Source organism: Streptomyces sp. SCSIO ZS0520, assembly GCF_025643355.1.
Lineage (GTDB): Bacteria > Actinomycetota > Actinomycetes > Streptomycetales > Streptomycetaceae > Streptomyces > Streptomyces physcomitrii.
Genome location: NZ_CP092644.1, coordinates 1,202,785 through 1,229,152, shown reverse-complemented (window position 1 = coordinate 1,229,152; position 26,368 = coordinate 1,202,785). Strand labels below are relative to the sequence as shown.

The 26,368-nt window shown below is 74.2% G+C and carries 23 protein-coding genes; 11 read left to right on the top strand and 12 right to left on the bottom strand.

Going from position 1 to position 26,368, the window contains the following annotated elements:
- Positions 1-90 precede the first annotated feature (90 nt).
- Both MID12_RS04175 and MID12_RS32370 read left to right on the top strand, forming a co-directional pair.
- The gene (locus MID12_RS04175; protein WP_237282654.1) at positions 91-1,596 is read left to right on the top strand and encodes an FG-GAP repeat domain-containing protein; all 1,506 of its coding nucleotides are present in this window, start codon (positions 91-93) and stop codon (positions 1,594-1,596) included.
- A 14-nt stretch (positions 1,597-1,610) separates the two neighbouring features.
- Positions 1,611-3,749 (top strand): N-acetylmuramoyl-L-alanine amidase, encoded by a 2,139-nt coding sequence (locus tag MID12_RS32370; protein ID WP_411576902.1) that lies wholly within the window; start codon positions 1,611-1,613, stop codon positions 3,747-3,749.
- A 79-nt stretch (positions 3,750-3,828) separates the two neighbouring features.
- Here MID12_RS32370 and MID12_RS04160 read toward each other — a convergent pair whose 3' ends face one another.
- Entirely contained in the window at positions 3,829-4,344 is a 516-nt protein-coding gene (locus tag MID12_RS04160; RefSeq protein ID WP_040246782.1) for an META domain-containing protein, read from the bottom strand.
- Positions 4,345-4,471: 127 nt separating this feature from the next.
- Between MID12_RS04160 and MID12_RS04155 the strand changes: the two genes are divergently transcribed.
- Both MID12_RS04155 and MID12_RS04150 read left to right on the top strand, forming a co-directional pair.
- Positions 4,472-5,050, top strand: coding sequence for a TetR/AcrR family transcriptional regulator (locus MID12_RS04155; RefSeq protein WP_263164964.1), 579 nt, complete (start codon positions 4,472-4,474; stop codon positions 5,048-5,050).
- A 162-nt stretch (positions 5,051-5,212) separates the two neighbouring features.
- Entirely contained in the window at positions 5,213-5,986 is a 774-nt protein-coding gene (locus MID12_RS04150) for an oxidoreductase (protein ID WP_263164962.1), read from the top strand.
- A 68-nt stretch (positions 5,987-6,054) separates the two neighbouring features.
- On the opposite strand, the gene MID12_RS04145 is transcribed toward MID12_RS04150, so the two are convergent.
- From MID12_RS04145 to MID12_RS04100, 10 genes are all read right to left on the bottom strand, one after another.
- Positions 6,055-6,234: a DUF6059 family protein gene (locus MID12_RS04145; RefSeq protein WP_263164961.1), complete on the bottom strand. Its 180-nt coding sequence runs from the start codon at positions 6,232-6,234 to the stop codon at positions 6,055-6,057.
- Positions 6,235-6,388: 154 nt separating this feature from the next.
- The gene (gene xylB / locus MID12_RS04140; protein ID WP_040246777.1) at positions 6,389-7,819 is read right to left on the bottom strand and encodes a xylulokinase; all 1,431 of its coding nucleotides are present in this window, start codon (positions 7,817-7,819) and stop codon (positions 6,389-6,391) included.
- 118 nt (positions 7,820-7,937) lie between these two features.
- Positions 7,938-8,933, bottom strand: a complete 996-nt coding sequence (locus MID12_RS04135; protein ID WP_263164958.1) for a zinc-dependent alcohol dehydrogenase family protein — start codon at positions 8,931-8,933, stop codon at positions 7,938-7,940.
- Positions 8,930-9,799, bottom strand: coding sequence for a carbohydrate ABC transporter permease (locus MID12_RS04130; RefSeq protein ID WP_040246774.1), 870 nt, complete (start codon positions 9,797-9,799; stop codon positions 8,930-8,932). Before MID12_RS04130 ends, MID12_RS04135 begins: the two co-directional genes overlap by 4 nt.
- Positions 9,799-10,767 (bottom strand): carbohydrate ABC transporter permease, encoded by a 969-nt coding sequence (locus MID12_RS04125; RefSeq protein ID WP_040246773.1) that lies wholly within the window; start codon positions 10,765-10,767, stop codon positions 9,799-9,801. Before MID12_RS04125 ends, MID12_RS04130 begins: the two co-directional genes overlap by 1 nt.
- Positions 10,764-12,125 carry an ABC transporter substrate-binding protein gene (locus tag MID12_RS04120; protein ID WP_263164957.1) on the bottom strand — a complete coding sequence of 454 codons (1,362 nt, stop codon included), beginning with the start codon at positions 12,123-12,125 and terminating at the stop codon, positions 10,764-10,766. Before MID12_RS04120 ends, MID12_RS04125 begins: the two co-directional genes overlap by 4 nt.
- A gap of 90 nt (positions 12,126-12,215) precedes the next feature.
- Positions 12,216-12,986: a DeoR/GlpR family DNA-binding transcription regulator gene (locus tag MID12_RS04115; RefSeq protein WP_040246770.1), complete on the bottom strand. Its 771-nt coding sequence runs from the start codon at positions 12,984-12,986 to the stop codon at positions 12,216-12,218.
- A gap of 319 nt (positions 12,987-13,305) precedes the next feature.
- Positions 13,306-15,522, bottom strand: a complete 2,217-nt coding sequence (locus MID12_RS04110; RefSeq protein ID WP_263164955.1) for a bifunctional serine/threonine-protein kinase/ABC transporter substrate-binding protein — start codon at positions 15,520-15,522, stop codon at positions 13,306-13,308.
- A 13-nt stretch (positions 15,523-15,535) separates the two neighbouring features.
- Positions 15,536-17,665 (bottom strand): bifunctional serine/threonine-protein kinase/ABC transporter substrate-binding protein, encoded by a 2,130-nt coding sequence (locus tag MID12_RS04105; protein ID WP_263164953.1) that lies wholly within the window; start codon positions 17,663-17,665, stop codon positions 15,536-15,538.
- Complete coding sequence (locus MID12_RS04100) at positions 17,665-18,498, bottom strand: hypothetical protein (RefSeq protein WP_263164951.1); 834 nt, start codon at positions 18,496-18,498, stop codon at positions 17,665-17,667. The genes MID12_RS04105 and MID12_RS04100 overlap by 1 nt, the downstream gene beginning before the upstream one ends.
- A 726-nt stretch (positions 18,499-19,224) precedes the next feature.
- Between MID12_RS04100 and MID12_RS04095 the strand changes: the two genes are divergently transcribed.
- The 7 genes from MID12_RS04095 to MID12_RS04065 all read left to right on the top strand — a co-directional run bounded on the left by MID12_RS04095 (position 19,225) and on the right by MID12_RS04065 (position 25,796).
- Positions 19,225-19,407, top strand: a complete 183-nt coding sequence (locus MID12_RS04095; protein ID WP_040246767.1) for a hypothetical protein — start codon at positions 19,225-19,227, stop codon at positions 19,405-19,407.
- Positions 19,408-19,411: 4 nt separating this feature from the next.
- The gene (locus MID12_RS04090; protein WP_263164949.1) at positions 19,412-20,110 is read left to right on the top strand and encodes a hypothetical protein; all 699 of its coding nucleotides are present in this window, start codon (positions 19,412-19,414) and stop codon (positions 20,108-20,110) included.
- On the top strand, positions 20,107-21,069 hold the full coding sequence (locus tag MID12_RS04085) for a DUF6895 family protein (protein ID WP_263164947.1): 963 nt from the start codon (positions 20,107-20,109) through the stop codon (positions 21,067-21,069). Before MID12_RS04090 ends, MID12_RS04085 begins: the two co-directional genes overlap by 4 nt.
- Positions 21,066-22,001 (top strand): DUF6895 family protein, encoded by a 936-nt coding sequence (locus tag MID12_RS04080; protein WP_263164945.1) that lies wholly within the window; start codon positions 21,066-21,068, stop codon positions 21,999-22,001. The genes MID12_RS04085 and MID12_RS04080 overlap by 4 nt, the downstream gene beginning before the upstream one ends.
- Entirely contained in the window at positions 21,998-23,029 is a 1,032-nt protein-coding gene (locus MID12_RS04075; RefSeq protein ID WP_263164943.1) for a serine hydrolase domain-containing protein, read from the top strand. Before MID12_RS04080 ends, MID12_RS04075 begins: the two co-directional genes overlap by 4 nt.
- 176 nt (positions 23,030-23,205) lie before the next feature.
- Positions 23,206-23,397 carry a DUF6381 family protein gene (locus MID12_RS04070; RefSeq protein ID WP_040246760.1) on the top strand — a complete coding sequence of 64 codons (192 nt, stop codon included), beginning with the start codon at positions 23,206-23,208 and terminating at the stop codon, positions 23,395-23,397.
- 293 nt (positions 23,398-23,690) lie between these two features.
- Entirely contained in the window at positions 23,691-25,796 is a 2,106-nt protein-coding gene (locus tag MID12_RS04065) for a glycosyltransferase (RefSeq protein WP_263164941.1), read from the top strand.
- A 48-nt stretch (positions 25,797-25,844) separates the two neighbouring features.
- On the opposite strand, the gene MID12_RS04060 is transcribed toward MID12_RS04065, so the two are convergent.
- Positions 25,845-26,198, bottom strand: coding sequence for an ATP-binding protein (locus MID12_RS04060; RefSeq protein ID WP_246342152.1), 354 nt, complete (start codon positions 26,196-26,198; stop codon positions 25,845-25,847).
- Positions 26,199-26,368: the final 170 nt, after the last annotated feature.

Below are 26,368 nucleotides of genomic sequence, written 5' to 3'. Positions count from 1 at the left end.
TTCTTCCGGCCCCCTCGACTCCCGTACGGGGGCCGGTCATTGCCCCGCGGAATCCGCGGGTTCTGGTGAACCGAGAGAGAGGAACTCCTCGTGCGCACAGCCGGACCGGCGGCCCTCCGCCGGCACAGACGGGTGCTCGGTCTGCTGACCGGTGCCCTGCTCGCCCTCACCGCGGGTCTCGCCCCCGCCCAGGCGTCGACACCCTCCCCGGACGGGTCGGGCGGGCGCCACAAGTCCAACGCGGAACTCCTCGCCGAGGAGGCGTGCAGCGTCCCCGCCGACCACGATCCCGCGATCATCGTGGTCGTGCAGCGGGTCGCCCGCAGCTACGACGCCAACGCCAAGGTCACCCTCGCCGCCTTCGAGGCGGGCTGGGTGGAGTCGCACATGCACAATCTGCCCTGCGGCGACAAGGACTCCCTCGGCGTCTACCAGCAGCGCCCGAGCTACGGCTGGGGAACGCCCGAGCAGATCCTCGACCCGGTCTACGCGGCCACCCAGTTCATCACCCGCGCCATCGACAGCGACCGCCGCAACCCGGGCTTCACCGCGGGGCAGTTGGCGCAGAGCGTGCAGCGCTCCGCCTTCCCGGACCGCTACGACCAGTCCGAGGGCAAGGCCCGCGCGATGATGGCCGAGGCCTCCCGCCTCGCGGGCATGTGGGGCGGCTCGCCCACCGACTTCGACGGCGACGGCAAGGACGATGTCGTCACCTTCACCCAGAACGCCGCCGCCGACGTCTACGCGGCCCGCTCCACCGGCACCGCCTTCTCCGGCACCACGGTCAAGTGGAACGACTTCTTCGGCCTGGGCGGCGAGACCCCGACCACGGGCGACTTCAACGGTGACGGCAAGGACGACGTCGTGACCTTCACCCACGGCTCGCTCGCGGATGTGTACGTGGGCCTGTCCAACGGCTCCTCCTTCGGCGGCGGGGCCAAGTGGCACGACTTCTTCGCCCCGCGCCACGAGGTCACCGCCGCGGGCGACTTCAACGGTGACGGCAAGGACGACATCGTCGCCTTCACCCACGATGCCGCCGGTGATGCCTTCGTGGCGCTGTCCAACGGCTCGTCCTTCGGGGCGGGCGTGAAGTGGCACGACTTCCTGGCGCCGAACGGCGAGTTCCCCGCGGTGGCCGATGTGAACGGCGACGGCAAGGACGACATCGTGGTGTTCACGCAGGGCACCCGCGGCGATGTGTTCGTCTCGCTGTCGACCGGTTCGGGATTCGGCCCGGCGCAGCTGGCGCACGAGTTCTTCGCCCCGGGGGCGGAGCAGCCGCGGGTGGGCGATGTGAACGGCGACGGCAAGGACGACCTGGTCACCTTCACCTCGAACGCGGACCGCGATGTGTATGTGGCCCTCTCGAACGGTTCGACCTTCGGTCCCGGCGTGAAGTGGAACGACTCCTTCGCTCCGGCCGGTGAGTTCCCGTACGTAGGGGACTTCGACGGCGACGGAAAGGCCGACATCGTCACCTTCACCAAGAACGCCTCGGCCGATGTCTACGTCGGCCTGTCCACCGGCAGTTCCTTCGGCGCCGGAGCGAAATGGCACGACCTGTTCGGCCTGCCCGGCGAGACCGCACTCTGAGGAGACACCCGGCGATGAACCGTGACCGACGCACCACCAGAAGCGCCCTCGGCACCACCCGAAGATCCGCCACCCGGCTGCGCCGCACCCTGCTCGGCGGCCTGCTCGGCGCCTGCCTCGCGCTGCCCGCCCTGCCTGCCACCGCCACGGGCGCCCCGGCCCCCGAGCCCACCGGCGAGGGGCGGACGGCCGCCGCCTTCCGCGAGGCCGCCCGCGCCTCGCAGGTCCCCCGCGACCTGCTCGTGGCCCTCGGCTACAGCGAGACCCACCTCGACGGCCACGACGGCAAGCCCAGCCAGGCCCGCGGCTACGGGGTCATGCACCTCACGGACAACCCCGACCAGCACACCCTGCGGACCGCGGCCGAACTCACCGGCCTCGACCCCGCCGCGCTGCGCCGGGACACCCGCGCCAACATCCGCGGCGCGGCGGCCGTCCTGCGCGAGTACGCCGACGACCTCGGGCTCGACGCCGCCGAGCGCCGCGACCCGGCCGCCTGGTACCCCGCGATCGCCCGCTACTCGGGCGCCGGGAACGACAGCACGGCGCGGCTCTACGCCGACGCCGTCTACACCTTCCTCGCCCAGGGCGTGCGGGCCCGCACCCCCGAGGGCGAGCAACTCGGCGTCCCCCGGCAGCGGATCACCCCGGACCGCGGCCGCTACGAGGACGTCACCTCGCTGGACGCCCGGCCCGCCACCGGCGGCAAGCAGACCGCCGATGCCTCCGTGCTCAGCGAGGACTACCCGCCGGCGCGCTGGATCCCGGCCGCCGCGGGCAACTACGCCCGCGGGCGCTCCGCGGCGATCCGGACCATCGTCATCCATGTGACGCAGGGCTCGTACGCGGGCTCCATCAGCTGGTTCCAGAATCCGGCGTCCGGCGTGAGCGCGCACTACATCCTGCGCTCCTCGGACGGCGAGGTGACGCAGATGGTGCGGGACGGCGACACCGCCTACCACGCCCGCTCCGCCAACCCCTCCGCCCTCGGCATCGAGCACGAGGGCTACGTCAGCGACCCGTCCTGGTTCACGGACGCCATGTACCGCTCCTCGGCCGCGCTCACCAGGCACCTCGCGGACCGGCACGGCATCCCTAAGGACCGGGCGCACATCGTCGGCCACAACGAGGTGCCCGGCAACGACCACACCGACCCGGGCCCGCACTGGAACTGGAACTACTACATGAGCCTGGTCCAGTCCGGCGGTGGGCTGAAGCTGGGTGGTTCGCCGACGGATTTCAGTGGTGACGGCAAGGCGGATGTGGTGACGTTCACGCATGGTGCGGCGGCGGATGTGTATGCGGCGACGTCGACGGGTTCGGGTTTTTCGGGGACGACGGTGAAGTGGAACGACTACTTCGCGTTGAGTGGTGAGGTGCCGTCGAGTGGTGACTTCGACGGTGACGGCAAGGACGACATCGTGACGTTCACGCGGGGGTCGTTGGCGGATGTGTATGTGGGTTTGTCGAGTGGGTCTGCTTTCTCCGGTGGGGTGAAGTGGAACGATTTCTTCGCGGTGGGGGGTGAGGTTCCGGCGACGGGTGATTTCAACGGTGATGGTAAGGACGACATCGTGACGTTCACCAATGATGCGAATGGTGATGCGTTCGTGGCGTTGTCGGACGGTGCGAAGTTCGGTGCCGGTGTGAAGTGGCACGACTTCCTCGCCCCGAACGGTGAGTTCCCGGCGATCGGTGACGTGAACGGTGACGGCAAGGATGATGTCGTGGTGTTCACGCAGGGCACCCGCGGTGATGTGTTCGTGGCGCTGTCGACGGGTTCGGGGTTCGCTCCGGCGCAGTTGGCGCACGAGTTCTTCGCCCCGGGTGCGGAGCAGCCGCGGGTCGGTGACGTGAACGGTGATGGCAAGGACGACATCGTGACCTTCACCTCGAACGCCGACCGCGATGTGTATGTGGCCTTGTCGGATGGTGCGAAGTTCGGCCCTGGTGTGAAGTGGAACGATTCCTTCACTCCGGCCGGTGAGTTCCCGTACGTAGGCGATTTCGACGGTGACGGCAAGGACGACATTGTCACCTTCACCAAGAATGCCTCGGCCGATGTGTACGTCGGTCTGTCGACCGGGAGTTCCTTCGGTGCCGGGGCGAAATGGCACGACCTCTTCGGGCTCCCCGGCGAAACCGCCTTCTGACGTCTCGCCGTACTCGGCCCCCGCGGGCTCTCCCGCGGGGGCCTTCGGCTGCCGTACGCGGCCGGGTGCGCCCCGGGTCTCAGTTCCCGGTGGGAGCGTCCGGGTCCGGCGGGCTCGCGGTCGCTTCGGGGGTGGGCTGCGGGGCGCTGAGGGCGAGGGAGTCGTCGCCCTTTCCGTTCAGGGAGAGGGACTTGCCGTCGGGGGTGAGCACGATGTCGAGTTCTCCTGTGAAGACCGCGAGGAACTGCTCCTCGAAGGGGTGGTCGCCCTTTCCGTCCTCGGCCCGGCAGCCGCGCTTGGTGGCCACCGTCTTGCCGACGGTCAGCTTGGTGCCGTCGATGGTGATGTCGCTGCTGAAGTCGTTGCAGAGGGAGCCCTCCGCCCGGTCCTCGCGGAAGGTGAGGCGGGAGCCCGGCAGGGCCGAGTAGGTCCTGCCGTCGTGGGTGACCCGCTCGGGGGTCCACCGGACGCCGGTGAGGGCGGCGGCGCCCCGCCGTGAACTCTCGCTCTTCTCGGTGCCGCAGCCCGTCAGGATCGAGGATCCGAGCAGGGTCAGCGCGGCGAGGGCGGCGGCGGTACCGGCAGTCCGTCTCATGCTTGTGTGACGCGGCAGGGCCCGGGCTGGTTGCCTCTCGGGCCACGGGAGCGGTGGCTCTCTGCGGGCGAGCGCCCGGGGGAGGGCTTTTCTTGACTTGCAGGTCAAGAAATGGTGGGGTGAGGTCATGGGACGCAGCAAGGAATTCGATCCCGAGCTGGCCGTGGACCGCGCGATGGAGGTCTTCTGGAGCCGTGGCTACTCCGGCACGTCTCCGCAGCATCTCGTGGAGGCGCTCGGCATCGGCCGCGGCAGCCTGTACAACGCCTTCGGGAGCAAACGGCAGCTCTTCGAGCTGGCGCTGCGCCGCTACTACGAGCGCGAGACCGTACGCCTCATCGAGGTGCTCGACGGCGGCGGTTCACCCAGGGCGCGCATCCGTGCCGCGCTGGAACTCGTGGTGCGCGCCGCCCTGGAGGACGCGCGGCGCCGGGGGTGTCTCGCGACCAACACCGCAGTGGAGTTCGGGGTGGTGGAGGAGACCGTGAACTATCTGGTGCGGCGTACCTTCGAGCGTCAGGAGGCCGCTTTCAAGGGGGCGGTCCTGGAGGCGCAGGCGGCGGGGGAGGTCGACCGCGCGGCGGACGCGGGGGCGCTGGCCCGCCTGCTGCTCGCCGCCATCAACGGCATCCGGGTCCTGGCCAAGGCCGACCCCGCCCCTGAACGCCTCGACGGACTGGTGGAGGCGGCGATGCGGGCGCTCTGACCGGTACGCGCCGGGCGCCCCGACCGCCACCCGTCCCGCTCGCTCCCGCCGCGACGCCTCTCCGCGCGCTTCCCTGCCGCTCGCCCCCTTCCCTCTGCTTCCCTCTCCCTCCGCCACCCCTCCCCATATTCTGTAACCTGAGTTCAAGAAAGAGGTACCGTCATGGATCTGCGCCTGAAGGGTCGGACCGCCCTGGTCACCGGAGCCAGCAAGGGCATCGGGCTGGCCGTCGTCCAGACGCTGGCGGCCGAGGGGGTACGGGTCGCCGGAGTCGCCCGCAGCGCCGTGCCCGGGGCCGCCCTGTCGATCACCGCCGACCTCTCCGGGCCCGAGGGTCCCGCGGCGGCGGTCGCGCAAGCCCGCGAGGAACTCGGCGGCATCGACTTCCTGGTGAACAACGTCGGCGGTGTCCGCTCCGGGATCGCCCACGGGGAGAGCTTCGCCGACCTCACCGACGAGCACTGGCAGCAGGCGCTCGACCTCAACCTCTTCAGCGCCGTACGCACCACCCGGGCGGCGCTCCCCGCGCTCCTCGAAGCCCGCGGAGTCATCATCAACGTCTCCTCCATCGGCGCCCGCTTCGCTCACCCCCCGGTCGAATACGGCGCCGCCAAGGCCGCGTTGACCAACCTCAGCAAGGCGCTGTCGGAGGAGCTCGGCCCGCAAGGGGTGCGGGTGGTGACGGTGAGCCCCGGGCCCACCCTCACCGAGAACTGGAAGGGAGCCGACAGCATGGCCGCGGACCTCGCGCGGGAGGCGGGCGTCAGCCACGCCGAGTTCCTCGCGGAGCTGCCGCGCCAGATGGGCATCGCCACCCGGCGGCTCGCCGAACCGGCCGAGACAGCGGCCCTGATCGCCTTCCTGGCCTCCCCGCACGCCGCCAACATCACGGGCGCCGACTATTTCGTGGACGGCGGAGTCATCAAGACCGTGTAGCGGATGGCCGGTTGACGCTGTGTGCCTGGAAGAACCCGGACCCGGACCCGGACCCGAGCGTGGCGCGGTCAGCTCAGCTGCGACCAGAGTGCGCGCTCCACCTCGCTCAGCGGCAGGGTGGGGACCGCACGCTCCGGGTGGCCCGCGGGCGGCCCGGTGAGCGGCGCTCCGGTGTCGTCGGCCGTCCGAGTGCCGGGATCCTCCTCACCCTGCGGGGGCGGGAGGAGCGTCACGGCGCCGACGGCCACCGCTCCCCAGCAGATGCCGAGCGTTTCCCAGTCCGGTACGGCTCTGCGCAGTGCCCGGCGGACGCGGGACCAGAAGTACGCGCTGATCGTCTGCCTCCTCGTCCGCCCCGGTGCCTGTCGCGGCTGAGAGTAGGAGGCGTGCCTTAAGCGCCTATTAGGTGGCTCTTCCGGTGGGCGGATCCACCAGCGCCGCCGCCCGTTCCAGCGTCCCCGCGATCCGCTCCAGGGTCTCGGTGTCCCTCGGCAGCGGGGCGTGCAGGGGGCCCTCGGCGGTGCGCCAGCGGCGGGCCACCTCGTCCGGCTGTTCGCCGGTGAGCAGGGCGGCGGCCTGGGCGGCGGCGCCGAGGGCCACGAGTTCCTGGGCCTCGGGGATCCGTACCGCACGGCCGGAGAGCCGCCGTACGGTGTGCTGCCAGGCGGTGCCCCTGGCTCCGCCGCCGATCAGGAGCAGCGGCAGCTCGGCGCCCTCCTCGCCGCTGCCCGCGAGGACGTCGTCCAGGGCGGCGAGCAGGGAGTACGCGGCGCCGTCGTAGGCGGCCTGGAGGAGCTGGCCCGCGGTGGTGTCGTGCCGCAGTCCGGTGAACAGGCCCGCGGAGTAGGGGAGATCGGGGGTGCGCTCGCCGTCGAGGTAGGGCAGGACGACGGCGCCGCCGCCCGGCTCCACCTCCTCCCGGTCGCGGCCGAGCAGGGCCGCGATCCGGTCCACCGCGAGCGTGCAGTTGAGGGTGCAGGCGAGCGGGAGCCAGTTGCCGAGCGCGTCGGCGAAGCCGGAGACGGTGCCGCTCGGGTCCTGCGGGCGCCCGCGGGTCACCGCGTAGACGGTGCCGGAGGTGCCGAGGCTGAGCGCGGGCTGTCCGGGGCGCAGGCCGAGGCCGAGGGCGGCGGCCATGTTGTCGCCGGTGCCCGCGGCCACCAACGCGCCCTCGCGCAGGGGGAGTCCGGACCGTACGGTGCCCGCGGCCTGCCCGGGGCCGAGTACCGTCGGCAGCATCGTCTCGTCCAGGCCGACCAGGTCGAGGATCTCCCGGTCGTAGCCCTCGGGGGTCCACCAGCCGGTGCCGGAGACATCGCCCCGGTCGGTGGCGGCGGTGCCGGTGAGCCGCTCGGTGAGGTAGTCGTGCGGCAGCCGTACGCCCGTGGTGGCCTCGGCCCGGTGCGGCTCGTTCTCGCGCAGCCAGGCCCACTTGGCGACGGTGAGCGCGGCGCCGGGGACGCTGCCCACCCGGCGTACCCACTCGGCGGCGCCCCACCGCTCCCGGAGCGCCGCGGCCTGCGGGGCGGAGCGGACGTCGTTCCACAGCAGGGCGGGGCGCACCGGCGCGCCTTGGGCGTCGAGGGTGACGAGGCCGTGCTGCTGCCCGCCGACCGCGACGGCCTCGGCGCGCTCGGCGTGGCCGGTCGCCGCCACCGCCTCGGTCAGCGCCCGCCACCACTGCGCCGGATCGCTCTCCCGGCCCTCGCCGCTGGTGACCTCGTGGGCCGCCCGGCCGGTGCCGAGGACGGCGCCGCTCTCGGCGTCGACCGCCAGCGCCTTGGTGGACTGGGTCGAGCTGTCGATACCGATGACGATGCGCTGAGCGGCCATCACGCCTCCGTGTGCTGAGCGGGCTTGCGGTCACTGCGGGCCCCGGCGCGTCCACGCCGCGGGCGGACGGGGGCCGGTGCCCGTCCGCCCGTACCGTACGAAGGCCGTGCCCCGGTCCTCAACCGCCCGGGGTGACCACGATCTTGCGGCCCTTGCCGGAGGCGAAGCGCTCCAGGGCCGCCGGGTACTGCTCCAGGGGGAGCCGGTCGCTGATGAACACCTCCGGATCGAGCACCCCGGCGGCGAAGAGCTCCGCGGCGCGTTCGTAGCTGTGCAGCACCGCCATCGAGCCGGTGATGGTGATCTCCTGGTTGTAGATCTTGTACGGCTCGATGGTGGCGGTGGTGGCGTAGTCGGCCACTCCGAACTGGAGGAAGGTCCCGGCCCGCGCCACCCGGCCGAGGCCGTCCTGGATGGCGTTGGCGTTGCCGGTGGCGTCGACGACCAGGTCCCAGCCGCCGGGCCGGTCGAACTCGTCGGCGCCCGCGGCGGCGGCCGAGCAGCCGAGGGTACGGGCGGTGGCGAGCCGCTCCGGGTTGAGGTCGACCATGTCCACGGCGGCGGCGCCGGTGCGCTTGGCCAGCTCCAGCATCATCAGGCCCATGGTGCCCGAGCCGTAGATGAGGACATGCGAGCCGAGCTGGGACTTCAGCACGTCGTAGCCGCGTACCGCGCAGGACAGCGGCTCGATGAGGGCGGCGTCCTCGGTGCGGATGTGGTCGGGCAGGCGGACGCAGTTGGCGGCGGGGGCCACCGCGTACTGGGCGGCGCCGCCCGCGGTGGTGACGCCGATGGCGGCCCAGCGCTCGCAGAGGTTGTTGTGGCCGGTACGGCAGTAGCGGCACTCGTAGCAGTACAGGGAGGGGTCGACGGCGACCCGGTCGCCCACGGTCAGGGTGCTGACCCCGGAGCCGAGCCCCACCACCCGCCCGGCGAACTCGTGACCGGGCACCACCGGCAGGGTCGGCGCGAACTCGCCCTGCAGGATGTGCAGATCGGTGCCGCACAGCCCGCAGGCGGCGACCTCCACCACGACCTCGCGCGGCCCGGGAGTGGGGTCGGGGACCTCCGCGACGGTGACCTTCCCGACGGACTCGATGACTGCGGCCTTCACTTGACAGCTCCAAGGGACAGGCCCTGGACCAGTTTGTCCTGGGCGGCGAACCCCGCGGCGAGCACCGGCAGGGAGATCATGAGGGAGGCGGCGCACACCTTCGCCAGGAACAGGCCCTGGCTGGTGATGAAGGTGGTCAGCATGACCGGGGCGGTCTGGGCGGTGACGCCGGTCAGGACCCGGGCGAAGAGCATCTCGTTCCAGGAGAAGATGAAGCAGATCAGCGAGGTGGCGGCGATGCCGGGCGCGGCGATGGGCGCCACCACCCTGCTGAGCACGGTCGGCAGCCGGGCGCCGTCGATCTGCGCGGCCTCGATGACGGCGACCGGCACCTCGGCGAGGAAGGACTGCATCATCCACACCGCGATCGGCAGGTTCATCGAGGTGTACAGCAGGACGAGCACCCAGATGTTGTCGAGCAGCCCCGCGTCCCGGGCGAAGAGGTAGACCGGCAGCAGTCCGGCGACCACCGGCAGCATCTTGGTGGACAGGAAGAAGAAGAGCACGTCGGTCCACTTCTCCACCCGGCGGATGGAGAGCGCGTACGCGGCGGGCAGCGCGAGCACGAGGACCAGCAGGGTCGAACCGCCCGAGGCGACAAGGGAGTTGATCAGCGAGGGCCAGGGGCTCGCGCCGCCGTCCGCGCCGAAGAAGTCCCGGTAGCCGTCCAGGGTGAGGGAGGCCGCGAGCGAGGGCGGGTTGGTGGCCGCGTCGCTCTCGGAGTGGAAGGAGGTCAGCACCATCCAGGCGATCGGCAGGAAGAAGGCCAGCGAGACGGCCCAGGTGACCAGGGAGAGCAGGCTCTGCCGGGTGCGGGCGGAGCGGGCGCGGGCGGCGCCGTCGGGGGCGGTTGCCGTGGCGCTCATCAGCGCGCCACCTCCTCACGGAAGAGGGACGAGACCACGCGCAGGGCGAAGGTCGCGAGGATCAGGGAACCGATGACCACGAGCACACCGGCCGCGGAGGCGAGGCCGTTCTCATGGGCCTGGTAGAAGGTCTGGTAGACGGTGTAGGGCAGGTTGGCGGTGTCCAGGCCGCCGGAGGTGATGGTGAACACCGCGTCGAAGTTCTGCACGATGTACACCGAGCCGAGCAGGGTGCCCAGTTCGAGGTAGCGGCGCAGATGCGGCAGCGTCAGATGGCGGAAGATCTGCCAGTTGCCCGCGCCGTCGATCCGGGCGGCCTCGATCTGCTCGGCGGACATGCTCTGCAGACCGGCGAGCAGGATCAGCATCATGAACGGCGTCCACTGCCAGATCAGCGCCGCCTCCACAGCGGGCAGCGGATGGTCGGTCACCCACTGGGGCTGCGCGGCCCCGTCCCCGAAGACCCAGGTCAGCAGGCCGTTGAGCAGTCCGTACTCCGGGTTGAAGAGCACGTGCTTCCACAGCAGGGCGGCGGCCACCGGCACCAGGAGGAAGGGCGCGATGAGCAGGGTGCGGGCGAGGCCCCGGCCGGGGAAGCGCCGGTTGAGCAGCAGGGCGAGCACGAGGCCGAGGACCAGGCTCACCAGGACCACGGTCACCGTGAGCAGCACGGTGGTCAGCACCGAGCGGCGCAGCGCCTCGTCGCTGAGCACCTCGCGGTAGTTCTCGAGTCCGGCGAAGTGCCGGGCGTCCGGATAGAGCGCGTTCCAGTCCATGAAGGAGATGAACACCGTGGCCACGAAGGGCAGTTGGGTGATCACGATCATGAAGATCAGGGCCGGGAGCAGCGGCGCCCTGGTGGCCCAGGCGCGCAGCCGCCGCTGACGGGCCGAGGCGCCGGGTGCCGGGGGCTCGGCGACGGCGGCCGGGGCGGGGCCGGGGGCGGGGGTGTTGGTCAGCGCGCTCATCGTCCCTCGTACTCCTCGGAGATCTTCTCGGCGAGTCCCTGTGAGGTCTTCAGCGCCGAGTCCACCGACTGGCGTCCGGCGATGGCCTCGCTGATCTCCTGGGAGACCTTCAGACCGAGGTCGGTGAACTCGGGGATCCCGACGAACTGGATGCCGGGCGCCGGGCGGGGCTGCACCCCGGGGTCGGTGGGCCGGGCGCCCTGGATGGCCTCGCGGGTCACCGACTGGAAGGCGGCCGCCTCCTTGCGGTACTCGGGGATCTCGTACGTCGAACTGCGCTTGCCCGCGGGCACGTTGGCCCAGCCGAAGCGTTCGCCGACCAGGCGCTCGTATTTCTTGCCGGAGGCCCAGGAGAGGAACTTCCAGGCCTTGTCCGCCTTGGGCGAGGCCTTCTGGACGCCCCAGGCCCAGGAGTAGAGCCAGCCGGAGCCCTTGGTGCGCTCCACCGGCGCGGGGACGTAGCCGATCTTGCCCTTCACCGGGGAGCCCTTGGCCTCCAGGGAGCCGGCGCCCGCGGTGGCGTCGTACCACATGGCGCTCTTGCCCTGGGTCATGTTGTTGAGGCACTCGGCGTAGCCGGACTGGGCGGCGCCCGCCTCGCCGTGCTCGCGCACCAGGTCCACGTAGAACTTGGTCGCCTTGGCGAACTCGGGGGAGTCGAGGCGGGCCTTCCAGCCCTTGTCGAACCAGGTGCCGCCGAAGGTGTTCACCACGGTGGTCAGCGGGGCGGTCAGCTCGCCCCAGCCGGGCAGTCCGCGCAGGCAGATGCCCTTCATGCCGGGCTGGGAGCCGTCCGCCTTCGCGGCGAGGGCGGCCACCTGCTTCCAGGTGGGGTGCGCGGGCATCTTCAGGTTCTGCTTCTCGAAGACGTCCTTGCGGTACATCAGGAAGGAGGACTCGCCGTAGAAGGGCTCGCCGTAGACCTTGCCGTCCTCGCCGCGCAGCGACTGCCGGATGGGCGCGAGGATGTCCTCGCGGTCGAAGGCGGTGTCCTTGGCCTCGTACGTGTCCAGCGGGCGCAGCCAGCCGTTGCGGGCGTAGATGGGTATCTCGTAGTTGCTGAGGGTGGCGACGTCGTACTGCCCGGCCTGGTTGGCGAAGTCCTGGCTGATCTTGTCGCGGACATCGTTTTCCGGCAGCACGGTGAAGCTCACCTTGATGCCGGTCTCCTTGGTGAAGTGGGCGGCGGTGAGTTTGCGCAGCTCCTGCATCTGCGGGTTGTTGACCATGAGGACGTTGAGGGAGTCGCCGCCCGAACCGGCGGCTCCCTTCCAGCACCCGGTCAGCGAGAGCGGGAGCAGTGCCCCCGCGGCGAGGGCGGCCACCGTACGCGGCCTTCGTCGGCTCGGTGTTCGCATGAAGGCTCCAGGGGAAACGCGTGCACAACAAGGGCACATGGGGACAGTTCGATGGTGCGGGGCGGGTGGGGCGCGGGGGCCGCGGGCGGCTCAGGCGCGGACGACCTGCGGGCCGAGCAGCGCGTAGCGGTGCGCCTCGGCGGCGGGCAGGGCGGTGCTGGTGACGATGGCCTCCAGGTCGCCCACCGAGGCGAAGCGGCAGAAGCTCACCGCCCCGAATTTGGTGTGGCTCCCGGCGAAGACCAGGCGGCGCGCGACCCGTACCGCCTCCGCCTTCACCCCGCCGACGGCCGGATCGGGAGTGGTGAGCCCGTGCTCCCGGGAGATGCCGTTGGCGCCGATGAAGGCCAGGTCGATGACGAAGCCGGAGAGCATCTGCGTGGTCCAGTGGTCCACGGTGGCCAGCGTGCCCGGGCGGACCCGGCCGCCGAGCAGCAGCACCACCGTCTTCTCGTGCCGGGCCAGCGCCGAGGCGGTGGCGAGGGAGGCGGTCACCACCGTCAGCGGCCGGTCGGTGGGCAGCGCCTCCGCGATGAGCTGCGGGGTGAAGCCCTCGTCCACGAAGACCGTCTCCGCGTCACCGAGCAGCTCCACGGCCGCCGCCGCGATCCGCCGCTTCTCCGGTACGTGCATGGTGGTGCGGTGCGCGAGCGTCGTCTCGTAGCCCGCGCTCTCCACCGGATAGGCCCCGCCGTGGGTCCGCCGGACAAGGCCGTGGTCCTCCAGTACGCGCAGATCGCGCCGGACGGTTTCCTTCGCCACGTTCAGCTGGGCCGCCAGCTCGGTGACATCCACCGAGCCGGCCTCCCGCGCCGTCTGCACGATGCGCCGCCTGCGCTCGTCCGTGCCCAGTGCCGCCATGCCGGTCCTCACCTCGCCTTCGCCGCCGCCGGGGAGCCCGGCCGTGGCCAGGGGTGCCCGTTCGGACTCGTGAGGGAAGTTCTACTGTGCCCCGGCCTGCCCGAACAGACACCGCGCAGCGCGGACGGTGCCCGGTTCTGCCCGTTTGCCGGGCCCCCGGCGCCGCGATGAGCAGTGCCTCGGGCCGAACGGGCAGCGGGCGGGCGCCCTTTTGGGGCCTCCGCGCTGCCCGTTCGCTGCCCGTTCTCCGGATACGGTTCCGGGCGGGGTGCCCTCGGGGCCGGTACGGGCCGCCGGCCGGAACCGGTGCCCGGACCCCTCAGCCCCGCACCTGGTCGTAGCGGCCGAGGAAGCGGAAGGCGCCCTCGCGGACCTGGTAGAGGAAGCCGGTGTTCTTCCAGGTGAGGGTGCGGGTGTTGTCGGCGGCGAAGCTGAGGGTCTTGGCGACGCCCCGGTGGCTCAGGCCGAAGAGGGTGTCCGCGAGCGCCCGCGGTGCGACGCGGGAGCCGTCGAGGCGGCCGAGGCCCTGGGCGAGCAGGCCCACCGCGTCGTAGGCCTCGGCGGACCACCGGGGCGGCGGCCCGCCGTAGCGCTTGCGGTGGGCCGCGCCGAACTCCCGGGCCGCCGCGGTCAGCCCGGCGGCGGCATCGGTGTACGGGGCCGCGATCACCCAGTCCCGCGCGGCCTCGCCCGCCGCGTCCAGGAAGGCGGGCCGCAGCACCGGCTCGGTGGCGGCCCGCACCCCGCTCCAGCCCGCGGCGGCCAGCTCCCGGGCGAGGGCGGCCGCGCGCTCGGGGGACACCCCGGCGTAGACCACCGCACCGGGCCGGTCGGCCAGGGCCGCGGCGGTGACCGCGCCGAAGTCCCGCTGGTCCGCGCGGATTTGGTGGACGTGGGTGGTGCCCTCGGAGGGCGGGGACTCGCGCAGGTCCCGGGCCAGCTGCTCGGCCGCGGCCCCGCCGGAGAGGTCCTGGACGACCGCGGTCCGGCTCACCTCCCGTACCCGGGTCAGATAGGAGAGCAGCGGGATGGCCGCCATCGCCCCGGTCGCCCGGGTCACGCAGAGGGTGCGCTGCTCGGTGGGGGAGACGGCGCCGCCGTCGTAGGACACCAGGACCATCGCGGTCCCGGCCCGGTCGTACAGCGGGGCCGCCGCCTTCAGTGCCTCGGCGGTGGCGAGGCCGAGGACCGCGGCCACCGGCGGATCCCCGGCGAGCAGCGCCTCGGCGCCCGCGCGGGCCCGCGCCGCGCTGCCGTCGCCGACCCGCTTCAGGGCGAGCCGGAAGGGGGAGTCCGCGCGGGCGTTGTGGGCCTCCACGGCGAGCCGTGCCCCGTGCTCCAGGGCCCGCCCGGTGGCGCCCAGTCCGCCGGTCGACTCGGCGTGCAGGCCGAGCAGATGGACCGGGCGGCCGTCCGCCGCCGAGGAGGAGCCGCGGGCCGCGAGCACGGCGGCACAGGCCCCGCCCGCGGCGAGCACCGCGGCCGCCGCGCCGCCCACCACCAGGAACCGGCGCCGGGCGGGCCCGGCCGGGGCGACCTCGGCGGTCGTGGGCTCCGGGTCCGCCGGGGCGCCCTCCGGTGCCGCGAGCCGGGGCGGCGGGTCGAGGGCGCGGGCCGCACGCTCGGCGACCAGGCGCAGCAGGGCCGGGGGCAGCCAGTCGTCGCCGGGCCCCGGGGCCACCGCGCCCCAGCCGCCTTGGCCGCGCGGGTCGGCCGTGCCGCCGAGCGCGGCCAGTGCGGCGCACAGCCGCTCGGCGGTGGGCCGGGCGCCGGGCTCCCGGGACAGGCAGCCCTCGATCAGCGCACGGGCCGCGGGTGGCAGCCGCCCGAGTCCGTCGAGGTCGGGGGCCTCGTGCAGGGTGCGGTAGAGCACCGCCACCGCGTCGCCGCCGCCGAACGGCGCCCGCCCGGTGGCCGCGTGGGCGAGCACGCAGCCGAGCGAGAAGAGATCGCTCGCCGGGCCGACCTCGCCGCCGTGCATCCGGGTCTGCTCGGGGGAGAGGTAGCCGGGCGTGCCGATCACGGCGTCCGCCGCGGTCAGCGCGGTGGTGCCGCCGCCGCGGGCGATACCGAAGTCGATCAGGCGCGGCCCGTCCCGGGTGAGCAGCACATTGCCCGGCTTCACGTCCCGGTGCACCAGGCCCGCCGCGTGCACCTCGGCCAGTGCCTCGGCGAGCCGGGCGCCGAGGCCGAGCACCGCGGGCGCGGGCAGCGGTCCGTACCCGGCCACCGCCTCCGCGAGCGAGGGCCCGGGGACGAAGTCGGTGGCCAGCCACGGCTCGGCGGCCTCGGCGTCGGCCGCCCGCACCGGCACCGTCCAGCGGCCCGAGAGCCGCCCGGCGAGGCCCGCCTCGCGCCGGAACCGGGCGCGGAAGTCCGGGTCGGCGGCGTACTCGGCGCGGATCACCTTCAGCGCCACCAGGGCGCCGCCGCCCGCGCGGGCCAGATAGACCACGCCCATGCCGCCCGCCCCGAGCCGCGCGAGCAGCCGGTGGCCGCCCACCTCCTCGGGGTCCTGGTGCCGCAGTGCCCGCATCCCCGCGCTCCCCTCAGACCCCGCCGACGGTCAGCGGACCGGTGTAGCGGAAGCGGCCGCCGCGCACCTCGTAGCGGTACACCCGCTGGGCGTCGAGCGCGAGGCTCTCGTCGAAGGTGTACGTGCCGTTGATCGCCGTGAACTCGGCCTTGCGCAGCGCCTCGGCGAGCCGTTCGCCGCCGGGGCGGCGCGCCTCGGTGCCCGCGAGCGCGGCGAGCCGGTCGATGACCAGGCGGGCGCTGTCGTAGGCCTCCACTCCCCAGACGCCCGGTGCCTTGCCGTAGCGCTCGCGGTAGGCGGCGGCGAAGGCGCGCGCCGCCTTGGCGCCGGGATCCGAGTAGGAGACCACCGTCTGCCAGCCCTCGGCGGCCTCGCCCGCGGCCTCGGTGAAGGCGGCCGTCGCCGAGAAGGGATCGAGGAAGCGGGGTCCGGTGAAGCCCTCCCGGTGCAGCAACCGGGCGACGGCGGCGGCGCGTTCGGCGGTGCCGGAGTAGTAGAAGCTGTCGGCGCCGCGGCCCAGGATGTCCCGCGCCACCGGGTCGAGTGCGGTGACCACCGCGGGCACCACCCGGTCCAGGATCTCCAACTGCGCGATGCGCCCCGCCCCGTGGAGCAGCTGCGCGGGCTCCCAGCCGAGCAGCCGCCCGGCCCGGTCCACGAGCATGCCCAGCTTCGAGGCCCGCTGCATCACCAGCGCGAGCGCGGCACCGAAGGGCGTGTACGAGGTCATCGGCGCGGCCCGGAAGTAGTACCGCGCCTGACCGAGCAGCGCCGAGGTCGACCCCGAGACGGACAGCTCGGAGACCGAGACCAGCGGGAGCCGGGCACCCTCGTAGGCCTCCACCGCCGGGGCGGAGACCGCGGAGGTCGGCCCGAGGACCGCCAGCACGTCCCGGTCCCCGGCCAGCTTCTTCGCCACCTGCCGGGCCCGCGCCGCCTCGCCGCGGTCGTCGGCCACCCGCAGGCTGAGCGTGAAGGCCTTGTCCGTACGGGAGTTGAACTGCTCCACGGCGAGCCGGGCCGCCTGCTCCTGGGTGCGCCCCCAGGCCTTGTCGGGGCCGGAGAGATCGGCCTGCACCCCGAGCACCCAGCGCCGCCCGGCCGGTGCTCCGCCGCCGTCGCCGTCCCGCAGCAGTGCCCAGGCCCCGGCGCCGCCCCCGGCGGCGAGCAGGGCCCCGCCCGCGCCGAGGGCGAGGAAGCGGCGGCGGCCGGGCGGGGCGGGCGCGGCCGGTACCTCGGTGGCCTCGACGCCCGGCAGCGCGAGGAGTTCGGCGGCCCGGTCGGAGACCATCCGCACCACGCTGTCCGGCAGCCAGTCGATACCGGGCCGCACCGAGTCCTGGATCAGAGCCGCGTCCAACTCGGCCGCGGTGGGCCGCAGTTCGGGGTCCTTGGCCAGGCAGCGGCGCAGCAGTGCGCGCAGCGCGCCATCCTCGACGGCCGCGAGGTCCGGCTCGTCGTGGACCGTGCGGTAGAGCAGCGCGCCGCTCTCGCCGGTGCCGAAGGGCGGCTGCCCGGTGGCCGCGTAGGCGAGGACGCAGCCGAGGGAGAACACATCGCTCGCCGGACCGGCCCGACCGGCCCTGGCCTGCTCGGGGGAGAGGTAGCCGGGGGTGCCCACCACCACGCTCGCCGCGGTCAGCGCGGTCTCCTCGCCGGTGGTGCGGCGGGCGATGCCGAAGTCGATCAGCCGGGGGCCGTCCAGCGCGAGCAGGACGTTGCCGGGTTTCACATCGCGGTGCGCGAGCCCCGCCGCGTGCACCGCGCCGAGCGCCTGCGCCAGCACCTTGCCGAGCAACTGCACGGCCCGGGAAGGGAGTCGGCCGTACGCGGTGACCGCCTCGGCCAGCGAGGGGCCGGGCACATAGGCCGTCGCCAGCCAGGGCGCCGCCGCCTCGGTGTCGGCGCCGAGCACTCGCACCACCCAGGGGCTGTCCACCTGCCGGGCGGCGGCCACCTCGCGGGCGAACCGGGCCCGGAACTCCGGCTCCTCGGCGTACTCGGGCTGGATCACCTTGACCGCGGCCAGCTCGCCCGAGGGGGTGCGGGCCAGATAGACCACGCCCATGCCACCGGAGCCGAGCCGCCCGAGCAGCCGGTGCCCGCCCCAGTGCGAGGGATCCGGGGGAAGCAGCCGCTCCATCACGAACTCCCCTTCGACGAGCCGGACTTGGACTCGACCGGCCGACCGATCGCCTTCTCCGCGCGCAACAGCATCCGGGGCACCGGCTGTTGGGCCGCCGCCATCGTCTCCCGCTTGTCCCAGCCCTCGCCCGCGCAGGCGGAGACGCTCACCACCACCGGACCGAAGGTGGCCTGCTGCCACTGGTACGGATAGGGGCCGCCCTGCGTCGCGGTGGTGCACTCGCCCAGCTCGATCAGGGAGTCCTCGGCGTAGGCGTTGCCGCCCTCGCCCCAGGCGTAGGCGGTGGACACCAGCTTGGAGAGCTTCTCGCCCTGGCGCAGGGTCTGTTCGGAGCAGCCGATCGCCTCCTCCAGCATCCCCGCCTGCTCCCAGGCGGCGTCCAGCACGGTCGGGTGCACGGTGACCGTCGCGCTCAGCCGCAGCGGTCCCTTGCCCTTCGCGGCGGGCAGTACGAAGTGCCGGGTGAGAGTGGCCAGTACGTCCTTCGGCAGCGGCTCGCGGGCCCAGACGCAGTCGCCGCCGAGCACCGACCAGGTGGCCGGATCGCTCTCGTAGGGCCGCGCCCGCTCCACCGAGCCGCCGAAGAGCGCCGGGTCCGCGATCACCTCGCGCACCAACTCCCGTGCCTCGGCGGGGGACGTGGGCTGCTTCCCGGGGTCCGCCTCGATCGTCGGCGCGGGGGCGGGAGCGGGGGCCGCCGGAGCCGCGCTCGCGGTGCCGCCCTTGCCCCGCGCCTTCGCCGGTCCGCGCCCCTCCTCGCCGTCCCCGCTCCCGCCGCCGTCGCTGCATCCCGCGGCGAGCAGCGCCCCCGCCGCCAGCACCCCCACCACGCGCCCGGGTCTCTCCCGCAACCGCCTCATCCGCCCCGCCCCCCTGTTCGTCTGTCCGGCGCCCGGGCCCCCGGCCCGGGCACCGCCCGGCCCCCGCCGGACACTCTCTGTTACCCACGGATGCCGCAACCGCCCCGTTCGGTTCCCGCCCGGGAGCACCTTCCGCCCCGCGCCCTCCGGCCCCGGTCCGGAGCAGGAGCGTACGGGTCCGTGCCGCGCGCGGGGAGAGGCCGAATGCGCCTGTGCGGAGGGCAGTTGGGACGGTCGCGGGCTTCGGGCGGGGTGAAGGGCCCGAGGCGCGGTCCAGGGCGGTCGCGGGGCACTCTAGCGCCAGGGGCGGCGGCCCTCCTGTCGAGAGCGGCGGGATTGGTCCCGCGGAGTGGTTCGGCCCCGCCCGCCTTGCAGCGACCGGTGGATGGCGTTTGCCTGAAGTGGCACAGCACACAGGGATTCGTGAACTCCCGGTGTTCACCGCCGAAGGACGCGCCGCCCCGCCCCCGCGGAGCGCGCGGGTTCGGCATGCGCGCACCGGCCGGACACGGCGTCCAGGGCCGCGGGATCCGAACGGCGTTTCCGCGGCGGTTCGCCCCTGCCCCCGTACGCCCCCGACAAGGGGCGCAACCCGGGTGGCGGGGCGGCCCGTTGGACCGCCGAGGCGCGGAAACGGCCGCGCCGCACGGTCCGGTCTGAGGCCCACGGACCCAGCTCTGACAAGGAGTTGATGACATGCTTCCCCTCGACACCTCGGCCCCGGTCCGCGCGGAAGAGCTGACCGAGGACGTGGAGGCCCTGCTGAACCCGGCGGAGGCCGACGGCGAATTCCACGACTCGGCCGAGTGCGCGGCGCTCCTCCTGGTCGCCGGAGCCCTTCTGCTCTCGCCGCCCACCCCGCGCCCGAAGAAGAGCTGACGGCGTGAAGGAAGAGCTCGACGCCTCCGCCTCGCTGGCGGGGACGGTCCAGGAGCTCGCGCGTGCGGTCGTCTCCGCCCTCGGCGGCGGGGACGACCGCACGCGGGTCCTGGACTCCGTGACCACCGCTCCCGACGACCCCGTCCTGCTCGCCGCTGCCCGGGTGCTCGGCGCCGATGTGCTCGCCCCGCGGCTGCTCCTCGGGCAGGACCGCCCGCCGGAGGAGACCGCACTGGTGGCCGCCGCCGCGCGGGCCTTCCCGCCCGCCGCCGCCTCCTTCTCCAGCCTGTGGAACCACTGGGGCATGCGGGCCGCCGTGGCGCGCGCGAGCGGCACCGAGGCGCCCGCCCCGCCGGTGGACGGCGCCGCAGCCCTCTCCTGGGCCGCCACCGAACCCTGGCAGGAGCTGACCCGGCGCCTGGCACCCGCCGCCGCCCTCGCCGGTCCGGAGCCCTCCCCGCTCGCCGCCGCCGTCGCGGGCCGCACCGAGGACCTGGCGCGCGGCTTCGTCCGCGCGGTCCGCCGCCGCGACTGGCTCCAGGCCGCCGGTGCCGGACGCTGGCTCGCCCTCGCCCCCGAGGTGCCCGCCTCGCTCGGCCTGGACGCGGGCCTGGAGTTCACCGCCCACCTGGGCGGCGCCGACGCCCGGGTGCTCCTGCACTGCCGGGCCGCGGCCCTGCTGCGCGCGGGGGCGGTCCGGTGAGCGGCCCCGGCCCCGGCCTGCTCCCCGACCTCGACCAGCTCGCCCTGCGCGCCCTGAGCTGGGCCCGCGACCGGGAGTCCGACTTCCGGCTCCCCGAGGACCCCACCGACCCGGCGCACCCCCGCGACCGCACCCTGCGCCCCCTCGCCGAACTCGCCCAGCTCAGCCACACCATCGCCCGCGTCAGCGAACCGGGCAGCAGGCGGGAGGTACGGGCCCGCGCCCTGTTCGCCTTCGCCTGGCGGGAGACCGCCGAGGGCGAGGTCCTCGCCGCCCTCGCCCGGCGGGAGCCCTTCGCCACCTACCCGCTGGAGATGTACGCGGCCTTCGCCGAGGCGGGCCTGCGCCACCCGGGCTTCGAGCACCAGGTGCGGCGGCTCACCGGCACCCGGCAGTGGCGCCTGGCCGAACGCGACGCCACCCGGACGCTCGCCGTCCTGCACGCCGAGCGCACCCTCGGCCTGAGCCCGCACCGGGACCAGGCCGCCGCCCAGTCGGCGACCTGGCTCGGCGGCCTCGCGGAACCCTGGTCCTTCACCACCCAGTCCGGGTACGCCGCCACCCACCACGTCTTCCACCTCACCGACTGGGGCACCCGGCCCGCGGGCCTGCCGCCCGAGGTGCGCGAGCATCTGCGGCTGTGGCTGCCCGCCTGGCTCGCCTGCACCGCGGAGGCCGGGGACTGGGACCTGACCGGCGAACTCCTCGCGGTGGCGGCCGTCCTCGACGAGGAGCCGCCCGGCCTCGCGGCGGCCTGGCACACCCTGGCGCGGGCCCAGCGCCCCGACGGCGCCCTGCCGCACAGCAGGGAACTGGCCGAGCGGGCACCCGGCGACTTCGTGCACAGCTACCACGCCACCCTGGTGCTGGCGCTCGCCGCCTCGCTCACCCTCCACCACCGCCGCCGTACGCGGGAGCCCGCCGCGACGCTGCCCGCATCGCTCCTGGAGGCGACGTGACGACCACGGTCGATCTGGCACCCCTGCTGCACCGGGTCGGGGCCGGCGCCCTGGACTGGCTCGACGCCCACCGGGAGCAGTTCCGGGCGGGCGACCCCGCGGTCACCCCGCCCGACCTGGTCAAGTCGCGGTTCAAGCAGATCGGCGAACTCGGCCTGGTCGGACGCATCCTGATCCGCGAGGGCGTGGCCGGATCCCAGCAGGCCGTACAGATCGAGAACCTGCTCGACTTCGTCTGGCGCGAGGGGCTGCGCGGCGGCACCCTGCTCGACTGGCTCCAGCGGGACGAGCCCTTCTCCCCGATCCCGATGGAGCTGTACGTGCCCTTCAGGGAACTGGGCTACCGCGATCCCGCCCTGGAGGAGCACATCCGCCTGGTCAGCCGCACCACCAGCTGGCAGGTGCTCGAAGGGCCGCCCAACCGCCGGCTGGGCCTCAGCCGCTTCGAGGCGCGCGCGGGGCTGACCCCGGGCACCTCCGCCGAGGAGGCCGCCGCGCACACCTGGCTCGGGCACACCCCGGAGCCCTGGAGCGCCGACTCGCACATGGCCTACGCCGTCACCCACACCGTCTTCCACCTCACCGACTGGGGCCGCCACCCCGAGCGGCTGCCCGCCGCGCTCGGGGACTATCTGCGCCTGTGGCTGCCCGCCTGGACCGACGAGTGGGCCGCCGCCCGGCACTGGGACCTGCTCGGCGAACTCCTCGTCGTGGACGCCTGCCTGCCGGTCCCCGCCCTGGACCCCGGCGTCTGGCAGCGCTACGCCGCCGCCCAGCAGCCCGAGGGCGCCATGCCGGCCCGGGGCGCGATGCCCGAGGGGGACACCGAGGAGGTCTTCGAGGCGGTCCACCACCCCACGATCGTCGCCCTCTTCGCCTCCACCATGGCCGTCTCCCGCGCGATGAGCGCCCTCAGCCCGCCCGGCCCGTGACCGCCCCGCGCCTCACCGCGGAGCGCCTGCTCGCCACGGCCCGGGCCGTCAGCGCACCGGACGTCGTCTTCGCCTGCTCCCAGGACGGCGAGCGCCGGTCCGCCGCCGCGGGCACCGGTCGCACCGCGGATCAGGAACGGCGCCCCGAGCTGCGCCACGAGATCGGCTCCGCCACCAAGACCTTCACCGGGCTGCTCCTCGCCCACCTCGCCCACCGCGGCGTCCTCGGCCTGGACACCCCGCTCACCGCCCTCCTCCCGCAGCCCCCGCCGCCGCACGGCCACCGGGACGCCATCACCCCGTACACCCTGCTCACCCACACCTCCGGCCTGCCCCGGCTGCCCCGCGAGCTGTACCGGCGGGCCCTCACCCGGCGCCGGAACCCGTACGAGGGCTATACGTACGCGCAGTTGACGGCGGCCTTCGGGCGCAGCCGCCCCCGCCGTGCGCCCGGCAGCCGCTGGCACTACTCGAACTTCGGGGTGGCGCTGCTCGCCCCCGCCCTGGAACACCTCACCGGGCGGCCCTTCCCGGAGCTGATGGCGGAGCAGGTCCTCGCGCCCCTCGGGCTGCCCGGCACCGTCCTCGGCGCGGGGTCGCCGGGGGCCGCCGCGGGGGCGCCGGGGGACGCCACCGGGCACGGCGGGGACGGGCGCACCGTCTTTCCGCCCTTCGACCCCGGGGCCTTCCTCGCGGCCGGCGGGGTCCGCGCCACCCCCGGGGAACTGCTCACCTATCTGGAGGCGCTGCTGGAGCCCGGCCGCTGCCCGGAGCTGGGGGAGGCGCTGTGCGCGGTCCGCGAGCCGGTGCTGCGCCGCGGCCGGGGGCACCGGCAGGGCCACACCCTCACCTGGTTCAGCCACCCGACGCCGCGCGGCCCGCTCCTCTTCCACAGCGGCGCCACTCCGGGGCAGGAGGCCTTCCTCGCCCTGCGCCCCGCGACCGGCACCGCCCTGGTCGCCCTCGCCAACCGGCGCTACACCCGCGGCAGCACCCTCCAGCAGCAGGCGTACGACCTCTTCGGATAGCGGCGGCGGACCGGGCCGGGGCGGCGCCGACCGGGCCCGGCGGTGAGCGGCGATGGCGGAGCGTAGCCGCTGCTGATGCGAGGGAGGGCGAGTGCTGTTTCCCTGACAAGGCCGGCACCACGGTGCACGGACCTCATCAGGCGATACGCCGACGGCATCTCACCACAGGAGTGATCATGAGCGTTGCGGACGAACCGGGCGCACGCGCCGCGCAGATGCGGCAGAAGGCCCAGGAGTTGCGGGAGGCCGCCGAGCGCAGCAGCGACCCCGAGGCGCGCGAGCGCCTGGAGAACAAGGCGCGCCACCTCCAGGAGCAGAGCGAGAAGACGGACCGCCCGGGCCCGGGCGAGGCCCGGCCGATGGGCTGAGTCCCGACCGGAGCCCGCACCCGGCCGCGGACCCCGCCGGCCGGGGCGGGCTCTCCGGACGGGAGCGGCCTCGGCCGAGACCGTCAACACCCCCTCGCCGCAGTGGAGTTGGCGGCGACACGAAGAAAACCGTCCTTCTTTGACTGAATCCGACATTACGTGACTTAATGTCCCGGCCGGTCGGCGCACGGTGAGGGCGCGGCCGGGCAGCCCCGCGCAGCGTGCGCGGGGAACGGTGGTCCGCGAACCGCCCGCGGGCGGGAGCGCGGCCTGGGCGCCCGGGGGCGTGAGCAGTGAAGATCGTGTTCTTGATCCACAACGCCTTCGGGATCGGCGGCACCATCCGCTCGACGGCGAACCTCTCCGGGGCGCTGGCCGCCCGCCACCAGGTCGAGGTCGTCAGCGTGCACCGGGTCGCCGACGCCCCGCGGCTGCCGCTCGACCCGCGGGTGCGGCTCACCTCGCTGCTCGACGTGCGCGAGGGCGCACCGGACGCGGACGCACCGCCCGAGCCGGGCAACACCATGTTCCCCGACGCGGGCGTGGACTTCGGCACCCTGCGCTACACCGCCCGGCACGACCGGCGGATCGCGGCCTTCCTCCAGCGCACCGACGCCGACGTGGTGATCGCGACCCGCCCGATCCTCAACGGCTACCTCGCCCGCCACGGCCGCCGCCGCGCCCTGCGCATCGGCCAGGAGCACCTCTCCCTCGACGCGCACGGCGACCGGCTCCAGCGCGACCAGAACGCCGCGATCCGCGCACTCGACGCCTTCGTCACGGTCTCCGAGGCCGACGCCGCCCAGTACCGCGCGGCCCTTCCCGGCGCGGCCACCGAGATCCGCTGCGTGCCCAACGGCGTACCCGCCCCCGGCACCGAGCCCGCGAGCCTCGACTCCAAGGTGGTCGTCGCGGCCGGGCGCCTGGTCCACGTCAAGCGCTACGACCGGCTGATCAGGGCCTTCGGGATGCTGGCCGAGGACCACCCGGAGTGGACCCTCAGGCTGTACGGCCGGGGCCCCGAACGCGCCCGGCTGCGCGAGCAGATCGACCGCTCGGGCCTGTACGACCGGGTGTTCCTGCGCGGCGCCGTCGCCCCGATCGAGACCGAGTGGGCCAAGGGCTCGGTCGCCGCGGTCTGCTCGGACATGGAGTCCTTCGGGATGACCATCGTGGAGGCGATGCACTGCGGGGTGCCGGTGGTCGCCACCGACTGCCCGCACGGGCCCAGCGAGATCATCGGCCACGGCAGGGACGGGCTCCTGGTCCCCCTCGACGGCACGGAGGAGGAGATCACCGCCGCCTACGCCCGCGCCCTCGGCTCCCTGATGTCCGACGAACCCCGGCGCCGCCGCCTCGGCGACGCCGCCCGCGCCAGGGCCGCCGCCTACGCCCCCGAGGCCTGCGCCCGCGCCTACGAGGACCTCTTCGCCGCGCTGCGCACCGCCCGCGGCGGCGCCGGGGGCCCGGGGCTGCTCGGCCGGGTGCGCGCGGCGCTGCGTCCCCCGGCGGCGCGGAGCGGACCGCGCCGGGCCGCCGCGGCGCCCGAGGACCACCCCGCGCCCCTGCCCCCGCTCGCCTTCGCCCGCGCGACCTCCGAGGGCGGGGTCCAGGTGCGGTTCGAGGCGCCGGACCTGGACCCCGGGGAGTTCGACTTTGTCGCCAGGCTGCGCCGGGATCCCGAACACCGGGAGATCCGCACCCCGTTGCGCCCGCCGGGCGCCTTCGAGCCGCGCCAGCTCGGGGTCACCCTGAAGCAGGGCGAGCACCTGCTCGCCGAGGGCCGCTGGGACTGCTACCTCGCGGAGCACGGCACGGGCCGGCGGGTCCGGCTCGTCTCCGGGCTCACCGAGCAGGCCCGGCTCCTCGGACGGCCGCCGGTCCTGGACGCGCAGGGCGTCTCCGCCTGGATCCCGTACACCACCCAGGACGGCTATCTGGCGCTGCGCACCTGGCGCCGCCCGGCGCACGCGGAGGTCGGGCAGCTGCGGGTCGGCGAGGACGCCGCGCGCCTGACCGCGCATCTGCTCACCCTCGCCGAGGTCCCGCTCGACGGGGCCCGGGTGCGGGCGGCCTCCCGCGCCGGGGCGGAGCACGACTTCACGGTGCCGGTCGAGGCGCTCGGCGAGGACGTCTTCCGGTGCGTGCTCCCGTACCGCACCGCGCTCGCGCACCGGGCGGTCGCGCACGACGTCTGGGACCTCGCCCTGGAGACGGCCGCGGACGCCGGGCCCGTCCCGCTCGGGCGCATCACCGGCGACGGCGTCGACCGCAAGAGGACCGATGTCTTCCCGGTCCGGCTGCACCCGCACCCCGTCCGGGGCACCACCCGCGTCAAGCCCTTCTTCACCGTCCGCAACAACCTCGCGCTGAGCGCCCGGGACCTCGACCCGGAATAGCGAGTGGATCCCCGTCCGGCCTCACCCGGACGGGGACGTGCGGCCCGCTCAGAGATCGAACCGCAGGACCGCCCAGACCGCCTTGCCCCCGGTGCGGGTCGAGCGGGCCGCCCCCCAGGAGTCCGCCAGCTGCTGCACGATCAGCAGACCCCGGCCGCCCTCGTCCTCCGGGCCCGCCTGGGCGCCGGGCGGGCAGACCGCCATCTGCCCCTCGTCGTGCACCTCGATCCGCAGCCGGGTCCCCGAGGTCAGCGAGAGCCCGCACAGCACCCGGCTGCTCCCGGAGTGGACGACCGCGTTGGTCGCCAGTTCCGAGACGAGCAGCACCGCGTCCGCGCACACCTCCCCGGGCAACTGCCAGGCGCGCAGCCTTCCGCGCACGGTGTCCCGCGCGACGCGCATGTTCGTACGGAGTGAGGAGAGGCCGAACCAGTGCTCCCGGGGCGGGTAGGGGAGTGCTAACGGGCGGGGCGAAGAGACCATGTGGGGGGTCACGTTGATCGCTTTCCAGGGAGGGCGGACGCGGTGCGGAGGACGGACCTGAGCGGGCGCCCGGCACGGAAGGCGGACGC